Below are 23944 nucleotides of genomic sequence, written 5' to 3' on the forward strand. Positions count from 1 at the left end.
GCGGATGACGACGGGGTTCCGGTTCGACTGGCACGGGCTCACGCTCGAGGCGCGCTGTTCTGGCGCGCTGTGGTGGCCCGCCGGGCGCTGGCTGATCGTGGCCGACCTGCATCTGGGCAAGTCCGAGCGGATGGCGCGGCGCGGCGGCGCGCTGCTGCCGCCCTATGACGGGGTCGAGACGCTGCGCCGCCTGGCCGAGGAGATCGGCGCCCTTGCCCCCGCCTGCGTCGTGAGCCTGGGCGACGGGTTCGACGACGATGCGGCCGCGGCGGCGCTGGACGATGACGTGGCGGGCCAGCTTGCCCGGCTTTCGCAGGGCTGGGACTGGCTGTGGGTCGCGGGGAACCACGATCCGTCCGTCCGGCCCGGCGTCCTGCCGGGGCGGCAGGCGGTCGAGGTGCGGCTGGGCGCGGTCACGCTGCGCCATATCGCCACCGCAGGGCAGGGGCCGGACATCAGCGGCCATTTCCATCCCGTCGTGCCCCTGGCCGGCGCGCGCAGGCGGGCGGCGCTGGTGGGGGCGGACCACCTGATCCTGCCCGCGTTCGGCAGCTACACCGGCGGGCTCGCGGCCGACGACCCGGCGCTGTCGGGACTGGTGGGGCCGGGGTTCGCGGTCGCCTGCCTGCACCGGGCCCTGCCGCTGCCCTTGGGGGTGCAGCGGTCACGGGCGGTTCGCACCGGACGTTGACGACGCGTCAGCGTCGGCTCGCGGGATCGGAGCGGGTGGCCAAAAAGAAAAAGGCCGCACCCGAAGGCGCGGCCCGAAGTTCAATGGTGGTGCGATCAGAACTTGAAGTTCACGCCGACCTTGAGGTTGTGGAAGCTGGGCGTCGCGTTGGTGTAGACGCCGCCGGTGGTCACATCGACCTCGGTGGTGCCGAAGTCGCTGTATTCGTATTCGCCGGTGATCGACATGCGCTCGCTGACCATCTTTTCGGCGCCCAGACCGATCACGTAGCCGTCGGCGTCATATTCGGCCTCGTTGTCGCCCGACGAGTAGGTGAAGTCGCCCTTCTGATAGCCGGCGATGCCGTAGATCAGCGTGTCGGGGCGCACCTGGTAGCCGGTCTTGAACTTGATCGCGAGGACGCTGTCGACTTCGCTTTCGAAGTCGCCGGCACCGACGCCGCCCAGTGCGAAATCGAAGTCGTCCGAGATGTCGCCGCCCTGGTAGGACAGTTCCGGGCCGAACACGACGCGGTCGCGCTGCCAGCGATAGCCGACGCGAACGCCGATGTTGGCGCCCGAAAGCTCGGCGTCGCCCAGGTTGCCGATAAGGCTGTCGGCGGGCGTGAAGAGACCGATGCGGTCGTCGCCGCCAAAGGCGTAGCCGAGCGTCGCACCGACATAGCCGCCCTGCCAGTTACCGACGGCGGGTTCGACGACGACGGGCGTCGCGGGCTCGACCTCGACAACCGGGGCAGCGTAGCCACCTGCCTGCGCCGAGGCGGTGAAGCCGAGCGCGAATGCGGCGGCGAGCGAGAGGGTGGTGATACGCATCGACAGTCTCCCAAAAACGAACTTTGCAGGATCCGGACAGGCGGCAGCCATACCCTCGCCAACGTGTTTAGCGGCCCGGGGGGTCGTCGGGCAACCCGCGCCCACCCCGTTTTTTCCAAGGTGTCGCTTTTCGGCCATAGCTCACCCGTGGGTTGAGTAAAGCCGAATCGCCTATGTGTCCAGATTTTCGACGCTCAGCGCATTGGTCTGGATGAAATCGCGGCGCGGCTCGACCACGTCGCCCATCAGCTTGGAAAAGATGTCCTCGGCTTCCGCCACATCCTCGATCCGCACCTGCAGCATGGTGCGGGCGACCGGATCGAGCGTGGTTTCCCACAGCTGTTCCGGGTTCATCTCGCCCAGGCCCTTGTAGCGTTGCAGGCTGAGGCCCTTTTCTCCTTCAAGGAAGATCGCCTGCAAAAGCGACAGCGGCCCGTTGATGACGGTGTCGCGGTCCTTGCGGACCAGACGGGCGGGGCGGGCATACACGTCCTGCAGCGCCTGCGTCATCGCGCCCAGACGGCGGCTTTCGCCCGACCGCAGCATCGGCCCTTCCAGCGTCCGCGCCTCTTCGACGCCGCGCAGCATCCGCGCCAGACGGATGCCAGCGTCCTGCGTCGGACGGCCCGACCAGCCGCGCTCGTATTCGGCGGCGATCATGTCCAGCCGCTCGGCCACGGCCGACGCCACGCCCTGCGCGTCCTGATCGACGCGGCCGGGCACCAGCGCGCCGGCGATCGCGGCCTGTTCGGTGATGTGGGGCGGGTAGTGGGTCGGATAGGCGCGCAGAACCCGGCGTGCCGTCCGCGCCTCCTCGACCACGCGGGCGAGGTCCTGGCCCACGATTTCCTCACCCGAGCCCAAGCGCAGCGCCGCGCCCTCGACCCCCTGCTGGATCAGGTAGTCCTCAAGCGCGGCCTCGTCCTTCAGATAGACCTCGGACCGGCCCCGCGCGACTTTGTAAAGCGGCGGCTGCGCGATATACAGGTGCCCGGCCTCGATCAGCTCGGGCATCTGGCGGAAGAAGAACGTCAGCAGCAGCGTGCGGATATGCGCGCCGTCCACGTCGGCGTCGGTCATAATGACGATCTTGTGGTAGCGCAGCTTGGACAGGTTGAACTCGTCGCGACCGATCCCGGTCCCCAGCGCGGTGATGAGCGTGCCGATCATGTCCGACGACAGCATCCGGTCGAAGCGCGCGCGTTCCACGTTCAGGATCTTGCCGCGCAAGGGCAGCACGGCCTGGTTCTGGCGCGACCGGCCCTGCTTGGCGGACCCGCCGGCCGAGTCGCCCTCGACGATGAACAATTCGCTCAGCGCCGGGTCCTTCTCCTGGCAGTCGGCCAGCTTGCCGGGCAGCGAGGCCACGTCCATCGCCGTCTTGCGCCGCGTGAGTTCGCGCGCCTTGCGCGCCGCCTCGCGCGCCAGCGCCGCCTCGACGATCTTGCCAAGGATCGACTTCGCTTCCGCCGGATGTTCCTCGAACCACTCGGCCAGCTTCTCGTTCACGAGGTTCTCGACCGCCGGCCGCACCTCGGACGAGACCAGCTTGTCCTTGGTCTGGCTGGAAAACTTGGGGTCCGGCACCTTCACGGACAGCACGCAGGTCAGCCCCTCGCGCGCGTCGTCGCCGGTGAAGTCCACCTTTTCCTTTTTCGCGATCCCGCTGGTCTGCGCGTAGGTGTTCACGACCCGCGTCAGCGCGCCGCGGAAACCCGCCATGTGGGTGCCGCCGTCGCGCTGGGGGATGTTGTTGGTGAAGGGCAGCACCGTCTCGTGGTAGCTGTCGTTCCACCACATCGCGACCTCGACGCCGATCCCGCCACGCTCGCCGGTGATGAAGATCGGCTCGGAGGTGACGGCGGTCTTGCTGCGGTCGAGGTATTTCACGAACTCGCGCACGCCGCCTTCGTAGAACAGCTCGGTGTGGATCGGCTCGGCCGGGCGGTCGTCTTCCAGAATGATGCGGACGCCGGAGTTCAGGAACGCAAGCTCGCGCAGGCGGTTTTCAAGCGTCCTGACGTGGTAGTCGAGATTGAGGAAGGTGCCGGTCTTGCCGTCCTCGCGGGTGGAGGCGAGGAAACGCACCTCGGTCCCCGTCTCGCCCGGCGCATCGCCCACGACGCGCAGGTGTTCAACCGTGTCGCCATGCTCGAACCGGGCGTAGTGTTCCTTGCCGTCGCGCCAGATCCGCAGTTCCAGCCACTCCGACAGCGCATTCACGACCGAGACGCCGACGCCGTGCAGCCCGCCCGACACCTTGTAGCTGTTCTGGTCGAACTTCCCGCCCGCGTGCAGCTGGGTCATGATGACCTCGGCCGCGCTCACGCCCTCGGTCGGGTGCATGCCGACGGGGATGCCGCGGCCGTTGTCGCGCACCGACACGCTGCTGTCGGCGTGAATCTTGACGTGGACATAGTCGGCATGACCGGCCAGCGCCTCGTCGATGCCGTTGTCCACGACCTCGTAGACCATGTGGTGCAGACCCGACCCGTCGTCGGTATCGCCGATATACATGCCGGGCCGCTTGCGAACGGCCTCCAGTCCCTTGAGAACCTTGATGGATTCGGCGCCGTATGCGTTCGGCTGCACGGAAGCTGCGCTCATGCGTCTTTTATCCTGCCGTTGACCAGCATGATATAGCGATGACGACCCGCAATGTCACGAGAAACACACAATATTTTGCGGGTTTCCGCCATGCGTGCAGGGGGTGGCACGCCCGGTCGTCAGCGTTCCTTGACGTAGGGCTCGCCGCCCGCGCGCGGCGGCGTCGCGCGGCCGATGAAACCGGCCAGGATGATGACCGTCAGGATGTAGGGCAGCGCGTTCATGAACATGGACGGCACGGTGAACGGACCAAGGTCGATGTTCGGAAAACGGTTCGCCACAGCCTCCATCAGCCCGAACAGGAACGTGGCCCCCAACGCGCGCCACGGCCGCCAGTTGGCGAAGATCAGCGCCGCCAGCGCGATGTAGCCGCGCCCCGCCGACATCTCCTTGACGAAGCCCGCAGACAGGCCGGTCGCGAGATACGCGCCCGCAAGCCCGGTCAGCAGCCCGGTGATGGCGATGGCGGTCCAGCGCAGGCGCGTGACCGACACGCCCGCCGTATCGACCGAGGCGGGGTTTTCGCCCACGGCCCGCAGCCGCAGCCCGAAGCGGGTGCGGTAAAGCAGCCACCACGTCGCGGGCACCGCCAGCAGCGCGGCATAGACCAGCGGCGTATGGCCCGACAGCACGTCGGAATACAGCGGCCCGATCACCGGCACGGGCGCGATCCGGTCGGCAAAGGGCAGCTTCCATTCGGCGAACCGCGCCGCCCCTTCCAGCGCCGGGGTGCGGCCGCCAAGGCCGAACCACGTCTGGCCCAGCAGCACGGTCAGGCCCGAGGCGAGGAAGTTGATCGCGACGCCCGAAATCAGCTGGTTGCCGCGGAAGGTGATCGACGCGGCCCCGTGGATCAGCGACAGCGCCAGCGACCCCGCGACCCCCGCCGCAAGACCGATCCAGACATTGCCGGTGACGGCGGCCGCGGCGGCCGAGGCGAAGGCCGCCATCAGCATCTTGCCTTCCAGCCCGATGTCGAAGATGCCCGAGCGTTCGGAAAACAGCCCGGCAAGGCACGCCAGCAGCAGCGGCGTCATCAGCCGCACGGCGCTGTCGAGGATCTGGATGACGGTCGCTACGTCCATCAGCGCCGCCCCCACAGCCGTTCAAGCGGCATCCGCACCATGTTGTCCAAGGACCCGGTGAACAGGATCACGAGCGCCTGGATCACGGTAATCAGCTCGCGCGGGATCGACGTCCACAGCGCCAGTTCCCCGCCGCCCTGGTACAGGAACCCGAACAGCAGCGCCGCCAGCAGGATGCCGAAGGGATGGTTGCGCCCCATCAGCGCGACGGCGATGCCGATGAAGCCCGCGCCCTCGACGCTGTTCAGAAGCAGCCGCTCCGCCTCGCCCATGACGTTGTTGACGGCCATGAGGCCGGCGAGCGCGCCCGAGATCATCATCGCGACGACGGTGATCCGCACCGGCGAGATGCCGGCGTAGCGGGCGGCGCGCTCGGACCGGCCGAAGGACCGGATCTCGTAGCCGAGCCTCGTGCGCCAGATCAGCAGCCAGACCACCACGCAGGCGGCGACGGCGATCAGGAAGGTGATGTTGGCGGGGGTGTTCTTGCCCCATTCGACCCCGACGCCAGCGGCAAGGTCGGTCAGCTTGGGCAGGCGCGTGCTGTCGGGGAACCGGGCGGACGCCGGGTCCATGCTGCCCGCGGGGCGCATCAGGTTGACAAGGACGTAGTTCAGCAGTGCCGCTGCGATGAAGTTGAACATGATCGTCGTGATGACGATGTGGCTGCCGCGTTTCGCCTGCAGGATCGCCGGGATGAACGCCCACGCCGCGCCGAACAGCGCCGCCCCGATCATCGCGGCGGGCAGCGCCACCCCCCAGTGCGGCCACGGCAGCGCCAGCGCCACCAGCGCGACGCCAAGTCCGCCCAGCGTCGCCTGCCCCTCGGCCCCGATGTTGAACAGCCCCGCGTGGCTCGCGACTGCGACGGCCAGCGCGGTGAAGATGAAGTTCGTCGCGTAATACAGCGTAAAGCCCCAGCCGTAGCTGGACCCCAGCGCGCCCGTGACCATGGTCCTGAGCGCGGTCCAAGGGTTCTCGCCGATGGCGAGGATCACCAGCGCCGAGATGGCGAAGGCCAGAACCAGCGACAGAAGCGGCGTCAGGACGATGTCGGCCCAGCGGGGCAGGCGGGTCATCAGATGATCCCCTTGGAAGGCGAAGGCGAGGCGGGCCCGGCGTCGGACGGCTGTCCGGCGGGGCGGTCGGGGGCCGCGGCTTCCGGCGGGATCCCGTCCTGCGGCCGCGTCGTCGCCGGATCGCAGCCGGCCATCAGCAGGCCCAGTTCGCCCGCGTCGGTCTGGCCGGGCAGGCGCTCGCCCATGATGCGGCCGTCGAACATCACCGCGATCCGGTCGGACAGCTGCATGATCTCGTCCAGTTCCACGCTGACCAGCAGGATCGCGCGGCCGGCGTCGCGTAGCGCGATGATGCGGCGGTGGATGAACTCGATCGCGCCGATGTCCACGCCGCGCGTGGGCTGGCCGATCAGAAGGACGGCCGGATCGTTCTCGATCTCGCGCGCGACGACCAGCTTCTGCTGGTTGCCGCCCGAGAAGTTGCGGGACGCGAGGTCGGGGTCGCGCGGGCGCACGTCGAACTGTTCCATCCACGCCGCGGCCTCGGCCCGCATCGCGCCGGTGTCCATCAGCCAGCCGCGCCCGTAGCGGGCGCGGTCGTGATAGCCGAAGGCGGTGTTTTCCCAGGCGGCGAAGTCCATGATGAGCCCTTCGGCCTGCCGGTCCTCGGGGATGTGGCCGACGCCTGCATCACGCCGCGCGCCCGCGTCGGTGCGGGTAAGCGGCAGGGGCCGGCCGTTCAGCGTCAGCGAGCCCTCGACCCTGGCGCCCGGCTCGGGGTAGCCGCCGAGGATTTCCAGAAGCGCGCTCTGCCCGTTGCCGCTGACCCCGGCGAGGCCCAGGATCTCGCCCGCGCGCAGGGTCAGGTCGATGCCGCGCAGGCGCTCGACCCCGTCCTTGTCCACCATCCGCAGGCCGCGCAGGTCGAGGACCGCGGGGCCGGGCGCGGCGGGCGTCTTGCCGCTGTCCAGAAGCACCTTGCGACCCACCATCGCCTCGGCCAGCTTTTCGGGCGAGGTGTCGCGCGTGGGCATGGTCGCCACGATCTCGCCGCGCCGCATGACGCTGACGGTGTCGGTGATGTCCATGATCTCGCGCAGCTTGTGGGTGATCAGGACGATGGTCTTGCCCTGGTCGCGCAGGCCGCCGAGGATGCGGAACAAGTGGTCGGCCTCGGCCGGGGTCAGGACGCCGGTCGGTTCGTCCAGGATCAGGATCTCGGCCTGCCGATACAGCGCCTTGAGGATTTCGACCCGCTGCTGGTGGCCCACGGACAGCGTTTCCACCGGCCGGTCGGGATCGACCTGCAGGTCGTAGTCGGCGGCCAGCCGCTGTAATTCGCCCCGCGCGCGCGACAGCGACCGGCGCAGCCAGGGCCCGTCCTCGGCCCCGAGGATCACGTTTTCCAGGACGGTGAAGTTCGGGACCAGCTTGAAGTGCTGGAACACCATGCCGATGCCTGCGCGGATCGCGGTCTGGCTGTCGGTGATCGCGATCTCGCGCCCGCCGATGCGGATCGTGCCCGCGTCGGGGCGGTAGAAGCCGTAGAGGATCGACATCAGCGTGGACTTGCCCGCGCCGTTCTCGCCCACGATGCCGTGGATCGACCCGCGCGCGACCGTCAGGTCGATGTCCTTGTTGGCCTGCACCGGGCCGAACGCCTTGGAAATGCCGCGCAGCTCGATCGCAGGGCCGGGCGCGGGCAAGGGCGCGGGCACGCCCGTGCGGGAGCCGGGGCCTTCAGCGGGCCCCGGTCGATGTTCGACGCCCAGGGTCATCCCGCCGGGCAGGCGTTGTCGGTCATGTAGTCGTGGACCTTGGTCTCGCCGGCGACGATCTTGGCCGTGGCGTCCTCGACCGCGGCCATCATCTCGGGCGTGATGAGCGGCTTGTTGTTGTCGTCCATCGCGAGCCCCACGCCGTCGGACTTGAGGTCCATGACCTTCACGCCCGGCTCGACCGCCGTGCCGGCCTTGAACGCCTCGTAGACCGAGTTGTCCACGCGCTTGAGGACCGAGGTCAGGACCTTGCCCGGGTGCAGGTGGTTCTGGTTGCTGTCGACGCCGACCGACAGGACGTTGGCGTCGGCCGCCGCCTGCAGCACGCCGATGCCGGTGCCGCCGGCGGCGGCATAGATCACGTCGGCGCCCTGCGAGATCTGGGCGCGGGCGAGCTCCGCGCCCTTCACCGGGTCGTTCCAGGCGGCGGGCGTGGTGCCGGTGAAGTTGGTCACGATCTTGCCGTCGGGCCGCGCGGCCATGAAGCCCTGCGCGTAGCCGCACTGGAACTTGTGGATCAGCGGGATGTCCATGCCGCCGATGAAGCCGGCGGTGCCGGATTTCGACGACATCCCGGCAAGGATTCCCGCGAGGTACGACCCCTCGGGCTCGCTGTAGACGACCGATTGCACGTTCGGCTGTTCGACCACGGTGTCGATGATGACGAAGCGGGTGTCGGGATAGTCGGGCGCGACCTGGTTCAGCACGTCGGCAAAGGCGAAGCCGGTCGTCACGATCGGGTTCGCGCCGGTTTCGGCCAGCCGGCGCAGCGCCTGTTCGCGCTGTGCCTCGGACTGCATTTCCAGTTCCTTGTAGGTGCCGCCGGTTTCCTCGACCCAGCGCTGCGCGCCGGCAAAGGCGGCCTCGTTGAACGACTTGTCGAACTTGCCGCCGAGATCGAAGATCAGCGCGGGCTCGGCCAGCGCGCCGGTGGCGGTCGCGGCGACGGCCAGGGCGACGGTCAGGGCGGGCGTCGCGCCACCGGCCAGAAGGGATTTCAGAAGGCTCATCGGGGCACCTTTCGCGTGGGCAGCTGTCGAACCTGCCGCCATGGCGGCATTCGGGGGCGGGCTGCCCGCGACTGCCAGATTGCGAAGATTAGCGCAATCGGGGGCCGGGGCGTCAACGGGATTCGTGCCGTGGGGTTAAGGGCTTCGTTCCAGCGACTTTCCCATCGTCAGCGCGTCGATCCCGGCGCCGTAGTAATCGCGCCTGCGCCCGGTCCGTGCCCAGCCCGCGCCCGCATACAGCGCCTGCGCCGCCGCGTTGTCGGACGCCACCTCGAGAAAACCCCGCGCCGCGCCCCGCACGCGGGCGACCGCGTCGAATTCGTCCACGAGCGTCCGGCCAAGGCCCTGGCGGCGCGCCGACGGCTCGACCGCGAGCGTCAGCAGCTCGGCCTCGTCGGCGGCGGTGCGGCCGATCAGGAAGGCGTTCGGGCGCACCAGCAGGAACGCGCCGGGCAGCGACGCCATGTCCTCGATCTCGGCCGCCGACCACGGGCGGGGGTGGGTGAAGCAGCGCGCGTGCAGCGCGGCCAGGTCGGCAATGGTGATGTCGGCGGGGGGCATGGGAACTTACGGCAGCAGCACGGGGGCCGGATCGCGGGGGGGCGCGGCGTCGGCCGGGCGCAGGTACAGGGGCGCGGGGCGGGGGATGGGGGTGCCGCCCGCGATCCGGGCTGAGATGATCCGGGCTGAGGCGATGCGGGCGATCGCCACCGCGGCGGGGACGGTGGCGGCGTGGACAGGCGGGCCGGGCGGCAGGTCGTCAGGCACCGCCTGGCCGGGCCCGCCCATCGGGCCGGTGGCGTCGAAGTCCTGCCAGAACACCTCGTCCCCGCGCGCCGCGACGATCGCGCGGGTCGGGCGGGGCGCGTCCAGCGCGGCGGCCTCGGTCACCGTCACCCCGACCGCAGGGACGCCCAGCGACAGCGCCAGCCCCCGCGCCGCCGCGACGCTGATGCGGATGCCGGTGAAGTTTCCGGGCCCCACGCCGACGCCGATCCCGGCGAGGTCGGCAAAGCCCACCCCGGCCGCGGCGAGCGTGTCCTGGATCACGCCCATCAGCCGCTCGGCCTGGCCCTTGGCCATCGGCTCGAACCGCATGGCCAGCACGCGGTCGCCCGATACGACAGCGGCCGCGCAATGCGCGGCCGAGGTGTCGAAGCCGAGGACGGGACCGGCCGTGTCAGGCAACCGGCCGGACCTCGGTCACTTCGGGGATGTAGTGGCGCAGCAGGTTCTCGATCCCCATCTTCAGCGTCAGGGTCGATGACGGGCAGCCGGCGCAGGCGCCCTTCATGTGCAGATAGACGACGCCGCGGTCGAAGCCGTGGAACGTGATGTCGCCGCCGTCCTGCGCGACCGCGGGGCGCACCCGGGTGTCAAGCAGTTCCTTGATCTGCACCACGATGTCGCCGTCGGGGCCGCTGTGTTCGCTGTGCCCGTCATCGGCGGGGGCGCTGTCGGCCAGCGCGGGCAGGCCCGACTGGTAGTGTTCCATGATCGCGCCCAGGATCGACGGCTTGATCTGGTCCCAGAGCGCCGGGTCGGTCTTGGTCACGGTGACGAAGTCGTTGCCCAGGAACACGCCGGCCACGCCGGGCACCCCGAACAGGCGTTGCGCCAGCGGGCTTGCGGCGGCGCTGTCGGGTCCGGGGAAGTCGGCCGTGCCGGACGCCAGCACCGTCTCGCCCGGAAGGAACTTCAGCGTCGCGGGGTTGGGGGTCGTTTCCGTCTGGATGAACATGGGCTCGCTCCTGCTACGGTTCGGATATGGTCGCAGGGGGGCATCGAGTCAAGGAAAGCCCGTCCCGCAGCGCCGCCGCTTCAGGTGATCTGCTGCAGCCGCTCGGCCGAGATGTCGCCGGGCACGATGGTCAGCGGGCAGGGCAGCGAGGCCACGTCGCGCAAGAGCCGCGCGACCAGCGGCCCCGGCCCCTGCGTCTCGGTCGAGGCGCCCAGCACAACCACGCCGATCTCGGGGTCGGCGCCGATCTGCGCCAGCAACTCGGCGCTGGGCTCGCCCTCGCGGATGACCAGCTCGGGTTCCAGCGCGGTCTTGTCGCGCATCCACTTGGCGAAGACCTGGAAATGCGCCTCCAGCCGCTCTTGCGCCTCGGCGCGCATTACCTCGGCCACGCCCATGCCGTGCTGGATCTCGTCGGCGGCGATCACGGCCAGCACCTGCACCGATCCGCCGGTCGCCGATGCCCGCAGCGCCGCATAGCGGATCGCGTTGAGACTTTCGCGGGTGTCGTCGAGGACGACGAGGAACTTGCGCACGGGGTTTCCTTTCCTGCACCGGAACCGTCACGCCCCGGCGGCGGAGACGGCGGCGGGGCAACGGCGCAGCGTGTCAAATCCGCAAGCCCGCCGCAAGATCACGGTTATTTCGTCGCTCCATGGATTTTCATTGACCTTTCGTGGTGCTAGGGGGTCGGAAAGAGTCCGGTGAAGACTTGGTGAAAGGTTGGGCGTGGCGGTTACCGAAAACTGGGACGGAACTCACCCGGTCGCTGAACGCGTCATCGCGTTGCAGCCGCCGATGCAGGATGCCGTTGCCCGCATGACGGTCGCCAAACGCGCCTTCGACATCTTCTTTTCCCTGTTCCTGCTGATCCCGCTGTCGATCGTGATGCTTGGCGTCGCCGGTGTGCTGCTGCTGTCGCAGGGCCGGCCGATCCTGTACGTCGCGCCCCGGATGAAGACGGCCGAGGACAGCTTCCACCTGCTCAAGTTCCGCACCATGCACCGCGTGGACGAGGATTCGGGCGCGACCGGCGCGCACAAGAGCTGGCGGATCACCAGCGTGGGGCGGATCCTGCGCCGGACCCGCATCGACGAGCTGCCGCAACTGTTCAACATCCTGCGCGGCGACATGAGCTTCGTGGGCCCCCGCCCGCCGCTGCGCGAGTATGTCGAGCGGTTTCCCCGCGAATACGGCCAGGTGCTGCGGATGCGGCCGGGCGTCACCGGGCTCGCCACGCTGATCTACCACGCGCAGGAAGACCGGATCATGGCGTCCTGCGACACGGCCGAGGCGACCGAGGCGGCGTATTACCGCCGCTGCCTGCCGACCAAGCTGCAACTCGACATGATCTACCAGCGCCGCCGCAACATGGCGCTGGATTTCTGGATCATCTGGAACACCTCGATGACGGTCATCATTCCGGGCTGGAAACCGAAGCGCCTTGCGGAACGTGCGGCGACCCAGGGCCAGGCCGGTCCTGCCGCACGTGCAGAGACTCAGCACAGCCGCTGAACGGATCCTGCGGGTAGCCGACGTTCGCAAGGTAAAGCCCGTGCGGCGGGCAGACCGGGCCGCAGGCGGCGCGGTCGCGGGCATCCAGCGCCGCACCGACACGCGCGGGGTCCCATGCGCCCGCGCCCACCCGTTCCAGCGTCCCCACGATTGACCGCACCTGGTTGTGCAGGAACGACCGCGCGCGCAGGTGAAAGCGGTATTCCGTGCCGCCGGGAACCGCCATCTCGTCGATCGCGATCTCGTCCAGCGTCTTCACCGGGCTGGCCGACTGGCACATGGTGGACCGGAAGGTGGTGAAATCGTGCCGCCCGATCAGATGCGCCGCCCCGGCCCGCATCGCGCCGGTGTCGAGCGGCTGGCGCACCTGCCAGACAAGGCCGTGGTCGTGGGTCGCGGGCGCGCGCCGCGCGAGCAGGCGGAACACATAGGCGCGCTCGACCGCGCTGAAGCGTGCGTGGAAGTCGTCGGGCACGCGCGCCGCGTCGAGGATCGCGACGGGGGCGGGCTTCAGGTGCCAGTTCAGCGCCTCGGACAGACGGAACGGGTCCCAGTCGCGGTCCAGATCCGCGTGGGCCACCTGGCCCGTGGCATGGACGCCCGCGTCGGTCCGTCCGGCCGCAGCGATCCGCGCGCCGCGCGCGAAGCCCGGGTCCAGCCGCGCCAGCGCAGCCTCGACCGCGCCCTGAACCGAGGGCAGGTCCGCCTGCGCCTGCCAGCCCGCGAACGGGCCGCCCGCATATTCGATCAGCAGCGCGTAGCGGGGCATGGGCCGGTCAGCGCCCGCCCTTCTGGTCGGCCGCCCGCGTGGTCGTGGCCGCGTCGGGCATGTTCCCGTCGGCCCCAGCCCGCTCCGGCATCCGCAGCAGGTCGTCCATCGTCTGGGTCGCAGGCTGGCGGCCGATCAGCGGCTGTTCGGCCGGCAGGCGCACGCCTTCGCGCGCGAGCCGGTCGCGCAGGACGCTGATCTCGATGTCCATGTTCGTGCGGTCGCCCTGCCGCAGCCGGTCGGCCAGCGCGCGGAAGTTACGTTCCAGATCGGTCAGCAGCGCCTCGTAGTCGTCGCGCGCGCGGCGGTCGCGGGTCTGGGCGTAAAGGTCCGCGAACTTCACCGTCGCGTCGCGCGCGCCCATCAAATAGACGCCGAGATAGCGCCGCGCGGACGACAGCGACACCGGGTCCTGCTCGACCTGGTCGAACAGCGTCCGCGCGGTCACGGAAAACAGGTTCACCCGCGCTTCCAGCTGGCGGTCGCCGGTGCGGCGGATCGCGTCGGTGATGCCGGCCAGATACCCCTCGGCGTCGGTGATGACGCGGGCCACGCGGTCCTGCTGGAAGGTGTCGACGCCTTCCATCCCCTTGTCCTTGGTGGGATCGGGGCCGAAGGACAGCCAGTGCAGCACCGCGCCGGTGAAGCCAAGGATGCCGGCCCCCGCCGCCGCCGCGCCCGGCTCGAACGCGCCCACCGCGATGCCCAGGCCGGCCATGATCCCGCCGAACAGCTTGCGCGGCACCGCGGGCCGGCGCGCCACCCGGCGGGCGTCGTAGGCGGCCTCGGCCTGCAGCCCCTCGCGTGTCAGGATCATCCCCGCCGCGATCAGGCCGAAGCCGCCGATCTGCGTCGCCACCTCGATCGGAGCGCCCTGGAAGAACGCCGTCATCAGCAGCGGCGATGCCATGATCGTCACCCACTTGGTGCGGGATTCGAACCGGTGGCGCGCCTGGCTCGCCGGGACCGGCAGCGGATCGCTGCCGTCCGCGCCGCGCATGCCGGGGATGGGCGAATACTTGCCGCCGAAACGCTGTGCCATGGCCCGCCCTCAGCCCGCGCCGACGAGCGAGGCGTAAAGCGTCACCCCCATCAGCAGATAGAAGGTGAGGCGATGCATGGCGGGGCGGGACATCGTGTTCCTTTCGGCCGTCTCTGGCGTCGTCGTGCGGGGTCCGGGTTCCATATCGGCCCGACCGGCGCCCCGATCAACCCGCGCGCGCGGATCATTTTAGGCCGGGGCCTGGCTTTCGTGAATGGCGGACAGCACCTCGGTCGGCGCGAACCGGGTCACGTCGATCAGCCCGGTGTCGGAAATCCGAAGCGCGGGGATCACCACCAGCGCCAGCAGCGAATGCTGCATGTAGGCGTTGTTGAGCGTGCAACCGCAGTCGCGCATCGCTTGGGTCAGCCGGTCGGCCTGGGCCGCCACGACCTCGGCCGGCCGGTCCGACATCAGCCCCGCGATCGGCAGTTCGACCAGCGCCAGCTCGCGCGGCTCGCCGCCTTGGGCGTCCGCCGCGATCACGACGATGCCGCCGCCGACCTCGTGCAGGCGGTTCGCGGCCCGCGCCATGCAGGCCTTGTCGGTGCCGACGACGATCATGTGGTGGCTGTCATGCGCGACGGTCGACGCGACCGCGCAGGGCCGGTCGTAGCCGAACCCCGACACGAAGCCGTTGATGACCCCGCCGGTGCCGCGATGGCGCTCGACCAGCGCGACCTGGCAGACGTCGGCGGCCGGGTCCATCCGCACGATCCCGTCCGCCACCGGCAGCACGCGTTCCAGCGCCCGCGTGGGCGCCTGGTTCTCGACCACGCCGATGACGCGGGCGGTCACCGCGCGCGCGTTCGCGGCGGGAACGTCGAAGTCGGCGGGCCCAAGGCTGCGGCCCAGCTTCACCGTGCCGCGCGCGCTCGCCGGATAGTCGAACCGGGGCAGCGTGCCCGTCAGCGCGCCGTCCTGCGCCATCAGGCGGCCGCGCGCGAACACCATCTCGACCGGCAGGGCCGCGAGGTCGCTGGTCAGGATCAGGTCCGCCCGCCGCCCCGGCGCGATCGCGCCGATCTCGCGTTCCAGCCCGAAATGCTGGGCGGCATTCAGCGTCGCCATCTGGATCGCGGTCACCGGCCGCAGCCCCTGCGCGATGGCGTGGCGCACGACGCGGTCCATGTGCCCGTCGCGCACCAGCGTCCCCGAATGGCTGTCGTCGGTGCAAAGGACGAAGTTGCGCGGGTCGAGGCCGCGTTCGGTCACCGCCTTCACCTGCGCCGCAACGTCGTGCCAGGCCGACCCCAGCCGCAGCATCGCCCGCATCCCCTGCCGGACCCGCGCCACCGCGTCGTTGGCCGTCGTCCCCTCGTGGTCGTCCGCAGGCCCGCCCGCCGCGTAGGCGTGGAACGCCCGGCCAAGGTCGGGCGAGGCGTAGTGCCCGCCCACCGTCAGCCCGGCGGCTGCGGTCGCGGCGATCCCCGCGACCATCTTCGGATCGTTTCCGACCACGCCGGGAAAGTTCATCACCTCGCCCAGCCCGATCACGCCCGGCCATTTCAGCGCCTCGGCGATGTCGGCGGGGGTCAGCTCGGCCCCCGCGTGTTCCAGTCCCGGCGCGCTCGGCACGCAGCTGGGGACCTGCACGTAGACGTTGACGGGCAGGCCCCGCGCCTCGTCGTGCATCAGCCGGACGCCGGGCAGACCCAGGACGTTCGCGATCTCGTGCGGGTCGATGAACATCGAGGTGGTGCCGTGCGGGATCACGGCGCGGGCGAACTCGGTCACGGTGACGAGGCCGCTTTCGACATGCATGTGCGCGTCGATGAGACCCGGGACAAGGTAGCGGCCGGCGGCGTCGATGACCTCGGTCCCCGGTCCCACGGCGTCTGATGCGTCGGGGCCGACATAGGCGAAGCGTCCCTCGGCCACGGCGATGTCGGTGCCGGGAATGACCTCGCCCGAATAGACGTTGACCCAGGCGCCGCCGCGGATCACCAGATCGGCCGGACGCCGGCCCATCGCCACGTCCACAAGGGCAGGGGCCGACCGGGCCCATGTTTCCTGCATCATCTTCCGCCCCCATCGCCGCCCTGGCCTTTGCGGCAAGGGCTCAAGCCTGCCGGGTTTTCGCCGTCGCGGCCAGCCCGGAATCACGGCCCGCCGCCCGCTGCCCCAGCCGGATGCTGGCCAGCACCAGCGCCGCGCCCGCGATCTGCAGCCAGCCAAGGCTCTGGCCCAGGAACACCCAGCCCAGCAGCACCGCCATGACCGGGCTCAGGAACCCCAGCGACGACGCGACGCGGGTGTCGAGCCGCGCCAGCCCCCGGAACCACAGCACATAGGTCAGCGCGGCCCCGATCAGCCCCAGCCACGCCAGCGCCGCGAGGTTCAGCGCCGTTGGCCGGGGCATCGCCAGGCCCAGCCACAGCGCCAGCGGCACCAGCAGCAGCCCGCCCGCCGTCAGCTGCCACGCGGTAAAGGTCGGCAGCGAGACCGGCGGCTGCCAGCGCCGGGTCAGGACGGTGCCGAACGCCATCGACACCGCGCCCGCGATCCCGGCGGCGACCCCGATCCCGTCAAGCCGCGCGGCCGGCGACAGGACCAGCAGCGCGACGCCCCCGGCCCCCGCAAGCGCCGCCACGACCGATGGCAGGCGCAGCCGCGCGCCCAGCATCAGCGACGACAGCAGCACGACGACCAGCGGCTGGATGGCGCCGACGGTCGCCGCCACCCCGCCGGGCAGGCGGTAGGCCGACACGAACAGCATCGCCCAGAAGATCGAGAAGTTGAGCGCCCCCAGCACGAACACCCGCAGCCACCAGATCCCCTGCGGCAGGGTCCGGGTCAGCGCCAGCAGCAGCAGCCCCGCCGGCAGCGCGCGCAGCATCGCGACGGTGATGGGCGAGAAGCCGGGCAGGAACTGGGTCGTGACGATGTAGGTGCTGCCCCAGATCGCGGGCGCGATCGCGGTCAGCGCCAGGTCCGCGGCACCGCCCGGTGGCTGGGTGCCTGCGGGTCGGGTGCCAGCGGGTCGGGTGCCTGCGGGTCGGGTGCCTGCGAGGGGGACGCGCGCGTGGGGGGATGTCATGCGATCTCCAGCACTTCGCCCAGCGCGCGGCGGGGCTTTTGGGGCCAGTTGCCCGGGGCGGCGCGACCGACCGACACCAGGACCACCGGCACCTCGTCCCCCGATGCGGCATAGGCCGCCGCGACGCCCGCCGCATCGAAGCCGCCGATCGGCCCCGACGCAAGTCCCATCGCACGCGCCGCCTGCATCAGCATCGCCGCGCCGAAGCTGGCCGAGCGCACCGCCTCGTCGCGGCTGGCGCGCGGGTCCGCGTATTGCGCGCCCGCCGCGGTGACCCAGGTCGTGGCCATGCCGCCCGGCATGATCTCGGCATCGACCGACGGTCGCAGCCGCGGCCCCAGCGTCGCCGCATCCGGCAGAACGCCGAAGACGACGAAGGTCACGGCCGCGTCCGCGACCTTCTGCTGCCCGTTCGCAAGGTCTTTCAGCCGCGCCTTTTCCGCGTCCGACCGCACGGCGACGAAGCGCCAGTTCTGCAGGTTGTAGGCGGTCGGCGCGCGGGTCGCGAGGTCGATCAACCGGCCGATCTGCGCCTCTGTCAGGTGGTGGGCGGGGTCGAACAGGTTCGCCGACACGCGGGTCTCGATCTGCTCAAGGGTCTGGGTGGTCATCGTCACACTCCGGGTTCCGTTCTGTCCGGGGCATGAGGTAGTGATTTCGCCGTCGGCTGATAATCTGGCGGCCGGGAAAGTCATTCTTCACCGAACGGAACGGATTCTATGGACCACCTGACCGCCCTGCGGGTCTTTCGCGAGGTCGCCCGCGCCAACGGCTTTGCCGCCGCGGGGCGGGTGCTGGGCCTGTCCGCGCCCGCCATCAGCAAGAACATCGCTGAGTTGGAGGCGCATGCGGGCGCCCGCCTGATAAACCGCACCACCCGTCGCATGTCGCTGACCGAAGAGGGGCGGACCTACCTCGATCACGTCACCCGCGCGCTCGACGCGATCGCCGAGGCCGACCGGGCGCTGTCGCCCGGCCGCGCCGCGCCGGTCGGGACGCTGCGGGTCAGCGCGCCGATGACGGTGACGCTCACGCGGTTGTCGCGCGCGATCCCCGGTTTCCTCGACCGCCATCCCGACCTGCGGCTGGACCTGCATCTGGACGACCGGCGCGTGGACATCGTGCGCGAAGGCTTCGACCTCGCCATTCGCGGCACCGACCGGCTGGAGGATTCGTCGCTGGTCGCGCGCAGGCTCGCGGTGATGCCGCACGTGCTTTGCGCCTCGCCCGGCTACTTCGCGGCGCACGGCACGCCCCGGTCGCCGGCCGACCTTGCCGCGCATAACTGCATCCTCTTCAGCCTCGCGGGCCATCCCGGCACGTGGGAGTTCGGGCAGGGCGGGCGCATCCGCCGCGTGGCCGTGGGCGGGCGCTACGCGGTGTCGTCAAGCCTTGCGGTGCGCGACGCGGTCCGCGCGGGCTTCGGCGTGACGATGATCCCGCGCCCCTATGTCGAGGACGACCTGCGCGCCGGCCGCCTGGTGTCCGCGATGGACGACTGGATCACCTCGTCCACGACGCTGTACGCGATCTACCCCTCGCGCGAACATCTCGCCCCGAAGAACCGGGTGTTCGTGGATTTCCTGATCGGAGAGTTCGCGGGCTGAGGGAATACGCGAGTACACCACCGCACGACCAGATACCGGCCGCAGCCGATCACCGCAGGCGGTGTCCCGCTTCGTCGAAGTGGAACACGCGGTCCGGGGCAAAGGTGATCCCTCGCTCGCTTCCCACTGCGAAATCGTGTTCGCCGAACAGCCTTGCGGTCAGCAGGCCGTGGTCTGCGGTGTGCAGGTAAACGAGCGTTTCTCCGCCCAGGCGTTCAACGTGGCTGACGGTGCTTCTGATCGCGCCCGGTCCTTCAACGAACTGCAACTGCTCGGGCCGGACCCCCGCGGTGTGCGAGGACATTCCGAGCGCCGCCGACTTCAGGAAGTTCATGCGCGGAGAGCCGATGAAGCCTGCCACGAAGGTGTTGGCGGGATCGTTGTAGAGTTCCATCGGCGCGCCGATCTGTTCGACCTTGCCCGCCCGCAGCACCACGATCCGGTCGGCAAGCGTCATGGCCTCGACCTGGTCGTGGGTGACGTAGATCATGGTCGCGCCGAGTTCGCGGTGCAGCTTCGCGATCTCGATCCTGGTGTTGACGCGCAGCGCGGCGTCGAGGTTCGAAAGCGGCTCGTCGAACAGGAAGAGCTTCGGCCGCCGCACGATCGCGCGGCCGATCGCGACCCGCTGGCGCTGGCCGCCGGACAGCTCGGCCGGACGGCGGTCAAGCAGCGTATCCAGCGACAGCATCGCGGCGGCGCGGTCGGTGGCGGCCCGTACCTCGGCCTTCGGGCGGCCCGCCTGTCGCAGCGCCAGCCCCATGTTGTCGCGCACGGTCAGATGCGGGTAAAGCGCGTAGGACTGGAACACCATCGCGATCTCTCGCTTCGCGGGCGGCAGGTTGGTGATGTCGCGTCCGTCCAGCGTCAGCCTGCCGGCGGTGGCGCTTTCCAGCCCGGCGATCAGCTTGAGAAGCGTGGATTTACCGCAGCCCGACGGGCCGACGAACACGCAGAACTCGCCGTCCGCGACCGCAAGGTCCACGCCCTGGATCACGTCGACGGGTCCGAACTTCTTCGTTACGCCGGAAAGAGTTAGCTGGCCCATTCCATTCCTTGCAATGTCACGATTTGCCCGCTCCGCACGCTTTCATCCGCCGCGAGGCAGATCGCCAGCGACCGCACTGCGTCGTGCATGTGGCCCGAAAGATCCAGATCCTCGGCGATCGCGCGGGCCACGAACGCCTGCTCGCGGTCGCAGAGATCCTGATGGTCCGGCTCGTCCGCCATCGACAGGTCCTCGTCGTCCCGCCCGACGCGGTGCACCCGCAGCGTCGAGGTTTTCGTATGCGTGTCGATGTCGTCCGAGCGCGCGCTTTCGGGCATCCTGATCGAGACCGCGCCATTCGGGCTGACCACGTCCTTCACGAAGAAGGCGGTGTCCGACATCATCGGCCCCCACCCGGCCTCGTACCAGCCAAGCGATCCATCCGCGAACAGGACCTGAAAGTGGCCGTAGTTGTACATGTCGGGTGCGATCTCGGGGGAAAGCCGCAGGCCCATGCCACGCACCTCGACCGGGGCGGCGTCGGTGATCTGCAGCATCACGTCGACGTAGTGGACGCCGCAATCGACGATCGGCGGCGTCGTGTCCATCAGCGCCTTGTGCACGTCCCACGTCGGGCCGGTGCTTTGCTGGTTGAGGTTCAGGCGGAAGACGTAGGGTCCGCCAAGGTCGCGCGCCTCGGCGATCAGGCGCTGCCAGCTCGGGTGATGGCGCAGGATGTAGCCGACGACCAGCTTTCGACCCAGCCGCGTGGCGGCATCGACGACGCGCCGCGCGTCGGCGACGTTGCCGGCGAGGGGCTTTTCCACGAAGACATGGGCCCCCGCCTCCATCGCCGCCACGGCGTAGTCGGCATGGGTGTCGGTGTAGGTGGCCACGCAGACGAGATCGGGCGCGGTTGCGGCCAGCGCCTCGGAATAGTCCTCGAACAGGGGGTAGCCCGCCAATTCGGGCGGCAGCGGGCGCGGGCTGCGGTTGACCAGCCCGACGATCCGGTAGGCCGGATCCCTGTGATAGGCGAGCGCATGGCTCTGGCCCATGTTGCCCAGGCCCGCGACAAGGACGCGAATCACTTGACGGCCCCCGCTGTAATGCCCCGGATCAGCTGCCGGGAGAAGATCAGGTAAAGGACCAGCACCGGCAGGATCGCCAGCGACAGCGCCGCAAGCACCGCGTTCCAGTTCGACACGAACTGGCCAAGGAACACCTGGCTTCCAAGGGTGATGGTCTTGGTCGCCTCGGACGGGGCGAGGATCAGCGGAAACCAGAGGTCGTTCCAGATCGGGATCATGGTGAACACCGCGACCGTCGCCATCGCCGGCCGGACGAGCGGCAGCACAAGCTGGAAGAAGATTCGGTATTCCGACAGTCCGTCGATCCGCCCGGCGTTCTTCAGGTCGTCCGAAACCGACCGCATGAACTCCGACAGGATGAACACCGCGAGCGGAAGCCCCTGCGCGGTGTAGACGAGGATCAGCGCGGCCAGCGTGTTCACCAGCCCCGTCGCCACCATCATCTGCAGGATCGCCACTGTGCCGAGCCGGATCGGGATCATGATGCCGAGCGCGAGGTAGAGTCCCATCAGCATGTTGCCGCGAAAGCGGTATTCCGATAGCGCAAAGGCCGCCATCGCCCCGAACAGCAGGACGAAGAACAGGCTCAGGCAGGTCACGACCAGCGAGTTCTGGAAGTAGGCCACGAAGTCGCCCTGCGCCGCCACCGTCTGGTACCCGACGAGATCGAAGGTTTCGGGGCCCGGCAGCGCCAGCGGCTGGGTGAAGATCGCCCGTTTCGACTTGAAGCTGTTCACGACGGTCACGAAGACCGGGAACAGCGCGATCAGCGTCCACACGATCAGCACCGCATGGGCGGCGAAAGCGCGGGCGGGGAAATGGCGGGTTCGGCTCATGCCCGGGCCATCAGAACTGGTAGCGGCGCAGGCGCCGCTGGATCAGGAACAGGTAGCTGCAGACGCCGATGAGGATGATGCCGAACATGGCCGTGGCGATCGTCGCGCCCATGTGCGGATCGCCAAGCTGCAACTGGAAGCCGAAGAAGGTGCGATAAAGGAAGGTGCCGAGGATGTCGGTCGCGAAGTTCGGCCCGGCCAGCGCGCCCTGGCTCACATAGATCAGGTCGAAGGCGTTGAAGTTGCCGACGAAGGTCAGGATCGAGATGATCCCGATCGCCGGCAGGATCAGCGGCAGCTTGATGCGCCAGAACTGCGACCAGCCGGTGATCCCGTCCATTTCCGCCGCCTCGATGATGTCGTCGGGGATCGACAGCAGCGCGGCGTAGATCAGCATCATCGGGATGCCGACGAACTGCCAGACCGAGATCAGGGCGAGCGTCGTGAGCGCGTACTCCTCGCGGCCGAGCCACGGCGCGAACAGGCTTTTCAGCCCGACCATGTCCAGCAGGTCGGGCGCGATCCCCCAGAGCGGCGACAGGATCAGCTTCCAGATGAAGCCCACGACGACGAAGCTCAGGATCGTCGGGATGAAGATCGCGGTGCGGTAGAAGGCCGAAAAGCGAAGCGCGGGCTGCGACAGCAGCGCGGCCAGCAGGATGCCGATCGGGTTCTGCACCAGCATGTGGACGGCGAAGAACCACAGGTTGTTGCCGAGCGCGTTCCAGAACGCCGAGGACCAGCGCGGATCGCCGAACAGGGTGCGGAAGTTCTGCAGCCCGACGAAGGCGGTTCCGCCGTCGGTCGCGGTGAACAGCGACAGGTTTAGCGTGCTGAACAGCGGCAGAATCATGATCGCGCTGTAGACCAGCACCGCAGGTGCCAGGAACACCGCGATGTGCCAGCGGATGGCCGGTCGCCTCGCCATGATCGCACCTTTCGTCAGAAGTCGTTCGTCGCGGAAGAAGGCCGGGGTCGGTCCCGGCCTTCCAGGGGGCGGAAAGACCGGTCGGTCAGGTCACTTCGCCTTCTGCGGCTCGTACCACGAGGCGAGGCCTTCCTGCAGCCGCTGGGCGGCAGCTTCGGGCGTCTCGGTCCCGCGGATCACGTTGGCCGACGCGTTCCACGTCTCGTTCTCAAGGTTTGGCGTGCCGCGCGACAGGATCTGGTAGGTCGAGCGGATCGTCGGCTTGCATTTCTCGCGCCACGAAACGAATTCCCTCGCCACCGGGTCTTCCATTTCGACCGGGGTGGAATTGAGCGAGAAGAAGCCCGGCAGCGCATTGGCGTAAAGCGTGGCGAATTCCGGCGAGCCGACCCATTCCAGAAGCTTCTTCGCTTCTTCCGGGTGGGCGGTCTTGGCATTCATGCCCAGCGCGATGTCGGTGTGATCCGAGATATAGCACTCGTCACCCGCGTTCTGCACCGGCGGCGAGAAGGCGCCCATCTTGAACGAAACCTGCGGGTTGAAGACGCCGATTTCCCATGAACCGGTCGGATAGACCGCGGCGCGGCCCAGGGTGAACAGGTTTTGGCTGTCGGGATAGGTCTGCGCCTCGAATCCGTCGCCGAGGTAGTCCTTCCATTTCGCCAGCTGGGTGAAGGGCGCGACCCAGGGTTCGTCCGTCAGCTTCTGGGTGCCCTCGATCAGGGCCTTGCGGCCTTCCTCGCCCTTCCAGTAGTTCGGGCCGATGTTCTGGTAGCCCATGGTCGCGGCTTCCCACTGGTCCACCGTGCCCATCGCCATCGGCACATAGGTTCCGTCGGCCTTGATCTTGTCGAGCGCGGCGTAGAACTCCGCCTCGGTCGCCGGCGGCTCGATCCCCAGTTCGGCGAAGGCGTCGGCGTTGTAGAGAAAGCCGTGAATGACCGATGCCATCGGCACGCAGAACGTCGCCGCGCCGTCATCCGTCTGCCAGGCGGACTTCGCCACGTCCGAGAAGTTCGCCATCGACGCGAGCGAGGTCAGGTCGGCAAGCTGGCCCTTGTCGTAAAGCTCGAGCGAGGCGTCGAACGGGCGGCAGGTAATCAGGTCCCCGGCCGAACCCGCATCCAGCTTGGAGTTCAGGACGGCGTTGTAGTCGGCCGGGGCGGTGGGCGAAAATGTTACCTTGATGCCGGGATTGGCCGCCTCGAACGCGGGGATCAGCGTGTCCTGCCAGACGGCGATATCATCGTTGCGCCAGCTTTCGATGTTCAGCGTGACATCTTGTGCCCAGGCGGCCCCGCTTATCACCGTGCCCGCCAGAACTGCGGTTCCAAGGATCTTCTTCATCGTCGTCTCCCTGCAAGGGCGGCTTTGCGCGCCCGGTG

Annotated in this window: 24 protein-coding genes; 3 read left to right on the forward strand and 21 right to left on the reverse strand. The window is 69.2% G+C overall.

Translation table 11 applies throughout. From position 1 onward, the window contains the following. The first annotated feature begins 4 nt into the window (after nucleotides 1-4). Complete coding sequence (pdeM, locus tag FNF32_RS13610; protein WP_143796695.1) at nucleotides 5-691, forward strand: ligase-associated DNA damage response endonuclease PdeM; 687 nt, start codon at nucleotides 5-7, stop codon at nucleotides 689-691. Nucleotides 692-786: 95 nt separating this feature from the next. Here the strand turns inward: pdeM and FNF32_RS13615 are convergent, their stop codons facing one another. From FNF32_RS13615 to FNF32_RS13660, 10 genes are all read right to left on the reverse strand, one after another. After that, nucleotides 787-1503, reverse strand: a complete 717-nt coding sequence (locus FNF32_RS13615) for an outer membrane protein (RefSeq protein WP_131672941.1) — start codon at nucleotides 1501-1503, stop codon at nucleotides 787-789. A gap of 171 nt (nucleotides 1504-1674) precedes the next feature. Next, on the reverse strand, nucleotides 1675-4110 hold the full coding sequence (gene gyrB, locus FNF32_RS13620) for a DNA topoisomerase (ATP-hydrolyzing) subunit B (protein ID WP_131672940.1): 2436 nt from the start codon (nucleotides 4108-4110) through the stop codon (nucleotides 1675-1677). Between the two features lie 119 nt (nucleotides 4111-4229). Next, on the reverse strand, nucleotides 4230-5195 hold the full coding sequence (locus tag FNF32_RS13625; RefSeq protein ID WP_131672939.1) for an ABC transporter permease: 966 nt from the start codon (nucleotides 5193-5195) through the stop codon (nucleotides 4230-4232). Further along, nucleotides 5195-6274: an ABC transporter permease gene (locus tag FNF32_RS13630; RefSeq protein ID WP_131672938.1), complete on the reverse strand. Its 1080-nt coding sequence runs from the start codon at nucleotides 6272-6274 to the stop codon at nucleotides 5195-5197. Before FNF32_RS13630 ends, FNF32_RS13625 begins: the two co-directional genes overlap by 1 nt. Beyond that, entirely contained in the window at nucleotides 6274-7992 is a 1719-nt protein-coding gene (locus tag FNF32_RS13635; RefSeq protein ID WP_131672937.1) for an ABC transporter ATP-binding protein, read from the reverse strand. The genes FNF32_RS13630 and FNF32_RS13635 overlap by 1 nt, the downstream gene beginning before the upstream one ends. Next, nucleotides 7989-9002: a BMP family lipoprotein gene (locus tag FNF32_RS13640; protein WP_131672936.1), complete on the reverse strand. Its 1014-nt coding sequence runs from the start codon at nucleotides 9000-9002 to the stop codon at nucleotides 7989-7991. Before FNF32_RS13640 ends, FNF32_RS13635 begins: the two co-directional genes overlap by 4 nt. Nucleotides 9003-9137: 135 nt before the next feature. Then, the gene (locus FNF32_RS13645) at nucleotides 9138-9563 is read right to left on the reverse strand and encodes a GNAT family N-acetyltransferase (RefSeq protein WP_131672935.1); all 426 of its coding nucleotides are present in this window, start codon (nucleotides 9561-9563) and stop codon (nucleotides 9138-9140) included. 6 nt (nucleotides 9564-9569) lie between these two features. Beyond that, on the reverse strand, nucleotides 9570-10190 hold the full coding sequence (gene tsaB, locus FNF32_RS13650) for a tRNA (adenosine(37)-N6)-threonylcarbamoyltransferase complex dimerization subunit type 1 TsaB (protein ID WP_131672934.1): 621 nt from the start codon (nucleotides 10188-10190) through the stop codon (nucleotides 9570-9572). Beyond that, nucleotides 10183-10743: a NifU family protein gene (locus FNF32_RS13655; protein WP_131672933.1), complete on the reverse strand. Its 561-nt coding sequence runs from the start codon at nucleotides 10741-10743 to the stop codon at nucleotides 10183-10185. Before FNF32_RS13655 ends, tsaB begins: the two co-directional genes overlap by 8 nt. An 80-nt stretch (nucleotides 10744-10823) precedes the next feature. Continuing rightward, a complete protein-coding gene (locus FNF32_RS13660) occupies nucleotides 10824-11279 on the reverse strand; it encodes a universal stress protein (protein ID WP_131672932.1) in 456 nt (151 codons plus the stop codon). A gap of 193 nt (nucleotides 11280-11472) precedes the next feature. Between FNF32_RS13660 and FNF32_RS13665 the strand changes: the two genes are divergently transcribed. Beyond that, nucleotides 11473-12258 (forward strand): sugar transferase, encoded by a 786-nt coding sequence (locus FNF32_RS13665; protein WP_281285685.1) that lies wholly within the window; start codon nucleotides 11473-11475, stop codon nucleotides 12256-12258. On the opposite strand, the gene truA is transcribed toward FNF32_RS13665, so the two are convergent. Genes truA through FNF32_RS13690 form a run of 6 tightly spaced genes read right to left on the reverse strand, consistent with a single transcriptional unit; the run spans nucleotide 12161 to nucleotide 17720 of the window. Continuing rightward, on the reverse strand, nucleotides 12161-13027 hold the full coding sequence (truA, locus tag FNF32_RS13670; protein ID WP_131672931.1) for a tRNA pseudouridine(38-40) synthase TruA: 867 nt from the start codon (nucleotides 13025-13027) through the stop codon (nucleotides 12161-12163). The two genes, FNF32_RS13665 and truA, sit on opposite strands and share 98 nt — an antisense overlap. A gap of 7 nt (nucleotides 13028-13034) precedes the next feature. Continuing rightward, entirely contained in the window at nucleotides 13035-14069 is a 1035-nt protein-coding gene (locus tag FNF32_RS13675; RefSeq protein WP_143796696.1) for a 5-bromo-4-chloroindolyl phosphate hydrolysis family protein, read from the reverse strand. Between the two features lie 9 nt (nucleotides 14070-14078). After that, a complete protein-coding gene (locus FNF32_RS15775; protein ID WP_281285686.1) occupies nucleotides 14079-14213 on the reverse strand; it encodes a hypothetical protein in 135 nt (44 codons plus the stop codon). Nucleotides 14214-14258: 45 nt separating this feature from the next. Next, the gene (gene ade / locus FNF32_RS13680; protein WP_221930734.1) at nucleotides 14259-16091 is read right to left on the reverse strand and encodes an adenine deaminase; all 1833 of its coding nucleotides are present in this window, start codon (nucleotides 16089-16091) and stop codon (nucleotides 14259-14261) included. A 40-nt stretch (nucleotides 16092-16131) separates the two neighbouring features. Further along, nucleotides 16132-17109, reverse strand: a complete 978-nt coding sequence (locus FNF32_RS13685) for an EamA family transporter (RefSeq protein ID WP_131672929.1) — start codon at nucleotides 17107-17109, stop codon at nucleotides 16132-16134. After that, complete coding sequence (locus FNF32_RS13690; RefSeq protein WP_131672928.1) at nucleotides 17106-17720, reverse strand: nitroreductase family protein; 615 nt, start codon at nucleotides 17718-17720, stop codon at nucleotides 17106-17108. Before FNF32_RS13690 ends, FNF32_RS13685 begins: the two co-directional genes overlap by 4 nt. A 108-nt stretch (nucleotides 17721-17828) precedes the next feature. Here FNF32_RS13690 and FNF32_RS13695 point away from each other — a divergent pair, with 108 nt between their 5' ends. Beyond that, complete coding sequence (locus FNF32_RS13695) at nucleotides 17829-18716, forward strand: LysR family transcriptional regulator (protein ID WP_131672927.1); 888 nt, start codon at nucleotides 17829-17831, stop codon at nucleotides 18714-18716. Nucleotides 18717-18765: 49 nt separating this feature from the next. On the opposite strand, the gene FNF32_RS13700 is transcribed toward FNF32_RS13695, so the two are convergent. The 5 genes from FNF32_RS13700 to FNF32_RS13720 all read right to left on the reverse strand — a co-directional run bounded on the left by FNF32_RS13700 (nucleotide 18766) and on the right by FNF32_RS13720 (nucleotide 23906). Continuing rightward, nucleotides 18766-19764 carry an ABC transporter ATP-binding protein gene (locus tag FNF32_RS13700; RefSeq protein ID WP_131672926.1) on the reverse strand — a complete coding sequence of 333 codons (999 nt, stop codon included), beginning with the start codon at nucleotides 19762-19764 and terminating at the stop codon, nucleotides 18766-18768. Continuing rightward, complete coding sequence (locus tag FNF32_RS13705; protein ID WP_221930735.1) at nucleotides 19752-20795, reverse strand: Gfo/Idh/MocA family protein; 1044 nt, start codon at nucleotides 20793-20795, stop codon at nucleotides 19752-19754. Before FNF32_RS13705 ends, FNF32_RS13700 begins: the two co-directional genes overlap by 13 nt. Continuing rightward, a complete protein-coding gene (locus tag FNF32_RS13710) occupies nucleotides 20792-21631 on the reverse strand; it encodes a carbohydrate ABC transporter permease (RefSeq protein ID WP_131672925.1) in 840 nt (279 codons plus the stop codon). Before FNF32_RS13710 ends, FNF32_RS13705 begins: the two co-directional genes overlap by 4 nt. Nucleotides 21632-21641: 10 nt before the next feature. Then, a complete protein-coding gene (locus FNF32_RS13715) occupies nucleotides 21642-22559 on the reverse strand; it encodes a carbohydrate ABC transporter permease (RefSeq protein WP_131672924.1) in 918 nt (305 codons plus the stop codon). Between the two features lie 90 nt (nucleotides 22560-22649). Then, nucleotides 22650-23906: an ABC transporter substrate-binding protein gene (locus FNF32_RS13720; RefSeq protein WP_131672923.1), complete on the reverse strand. Its 1257-nt coding sequence runs from the start codon at nucleotides 23904-23906 to the stop codon at nucleotides 22650-22652. Between the last annotated feature and the right edge of the window lie 38 nt (nucleotides 23907-23944).

This window comes from Paracoccus marinus (assembly GCF_007018965.1).
GTDB lineage: Bacteria > Pseudomonadota > Alphaproteobacteria > Rhodobacterales > Rhodobacteraceae > Paracoccus > Paracoccus marinus.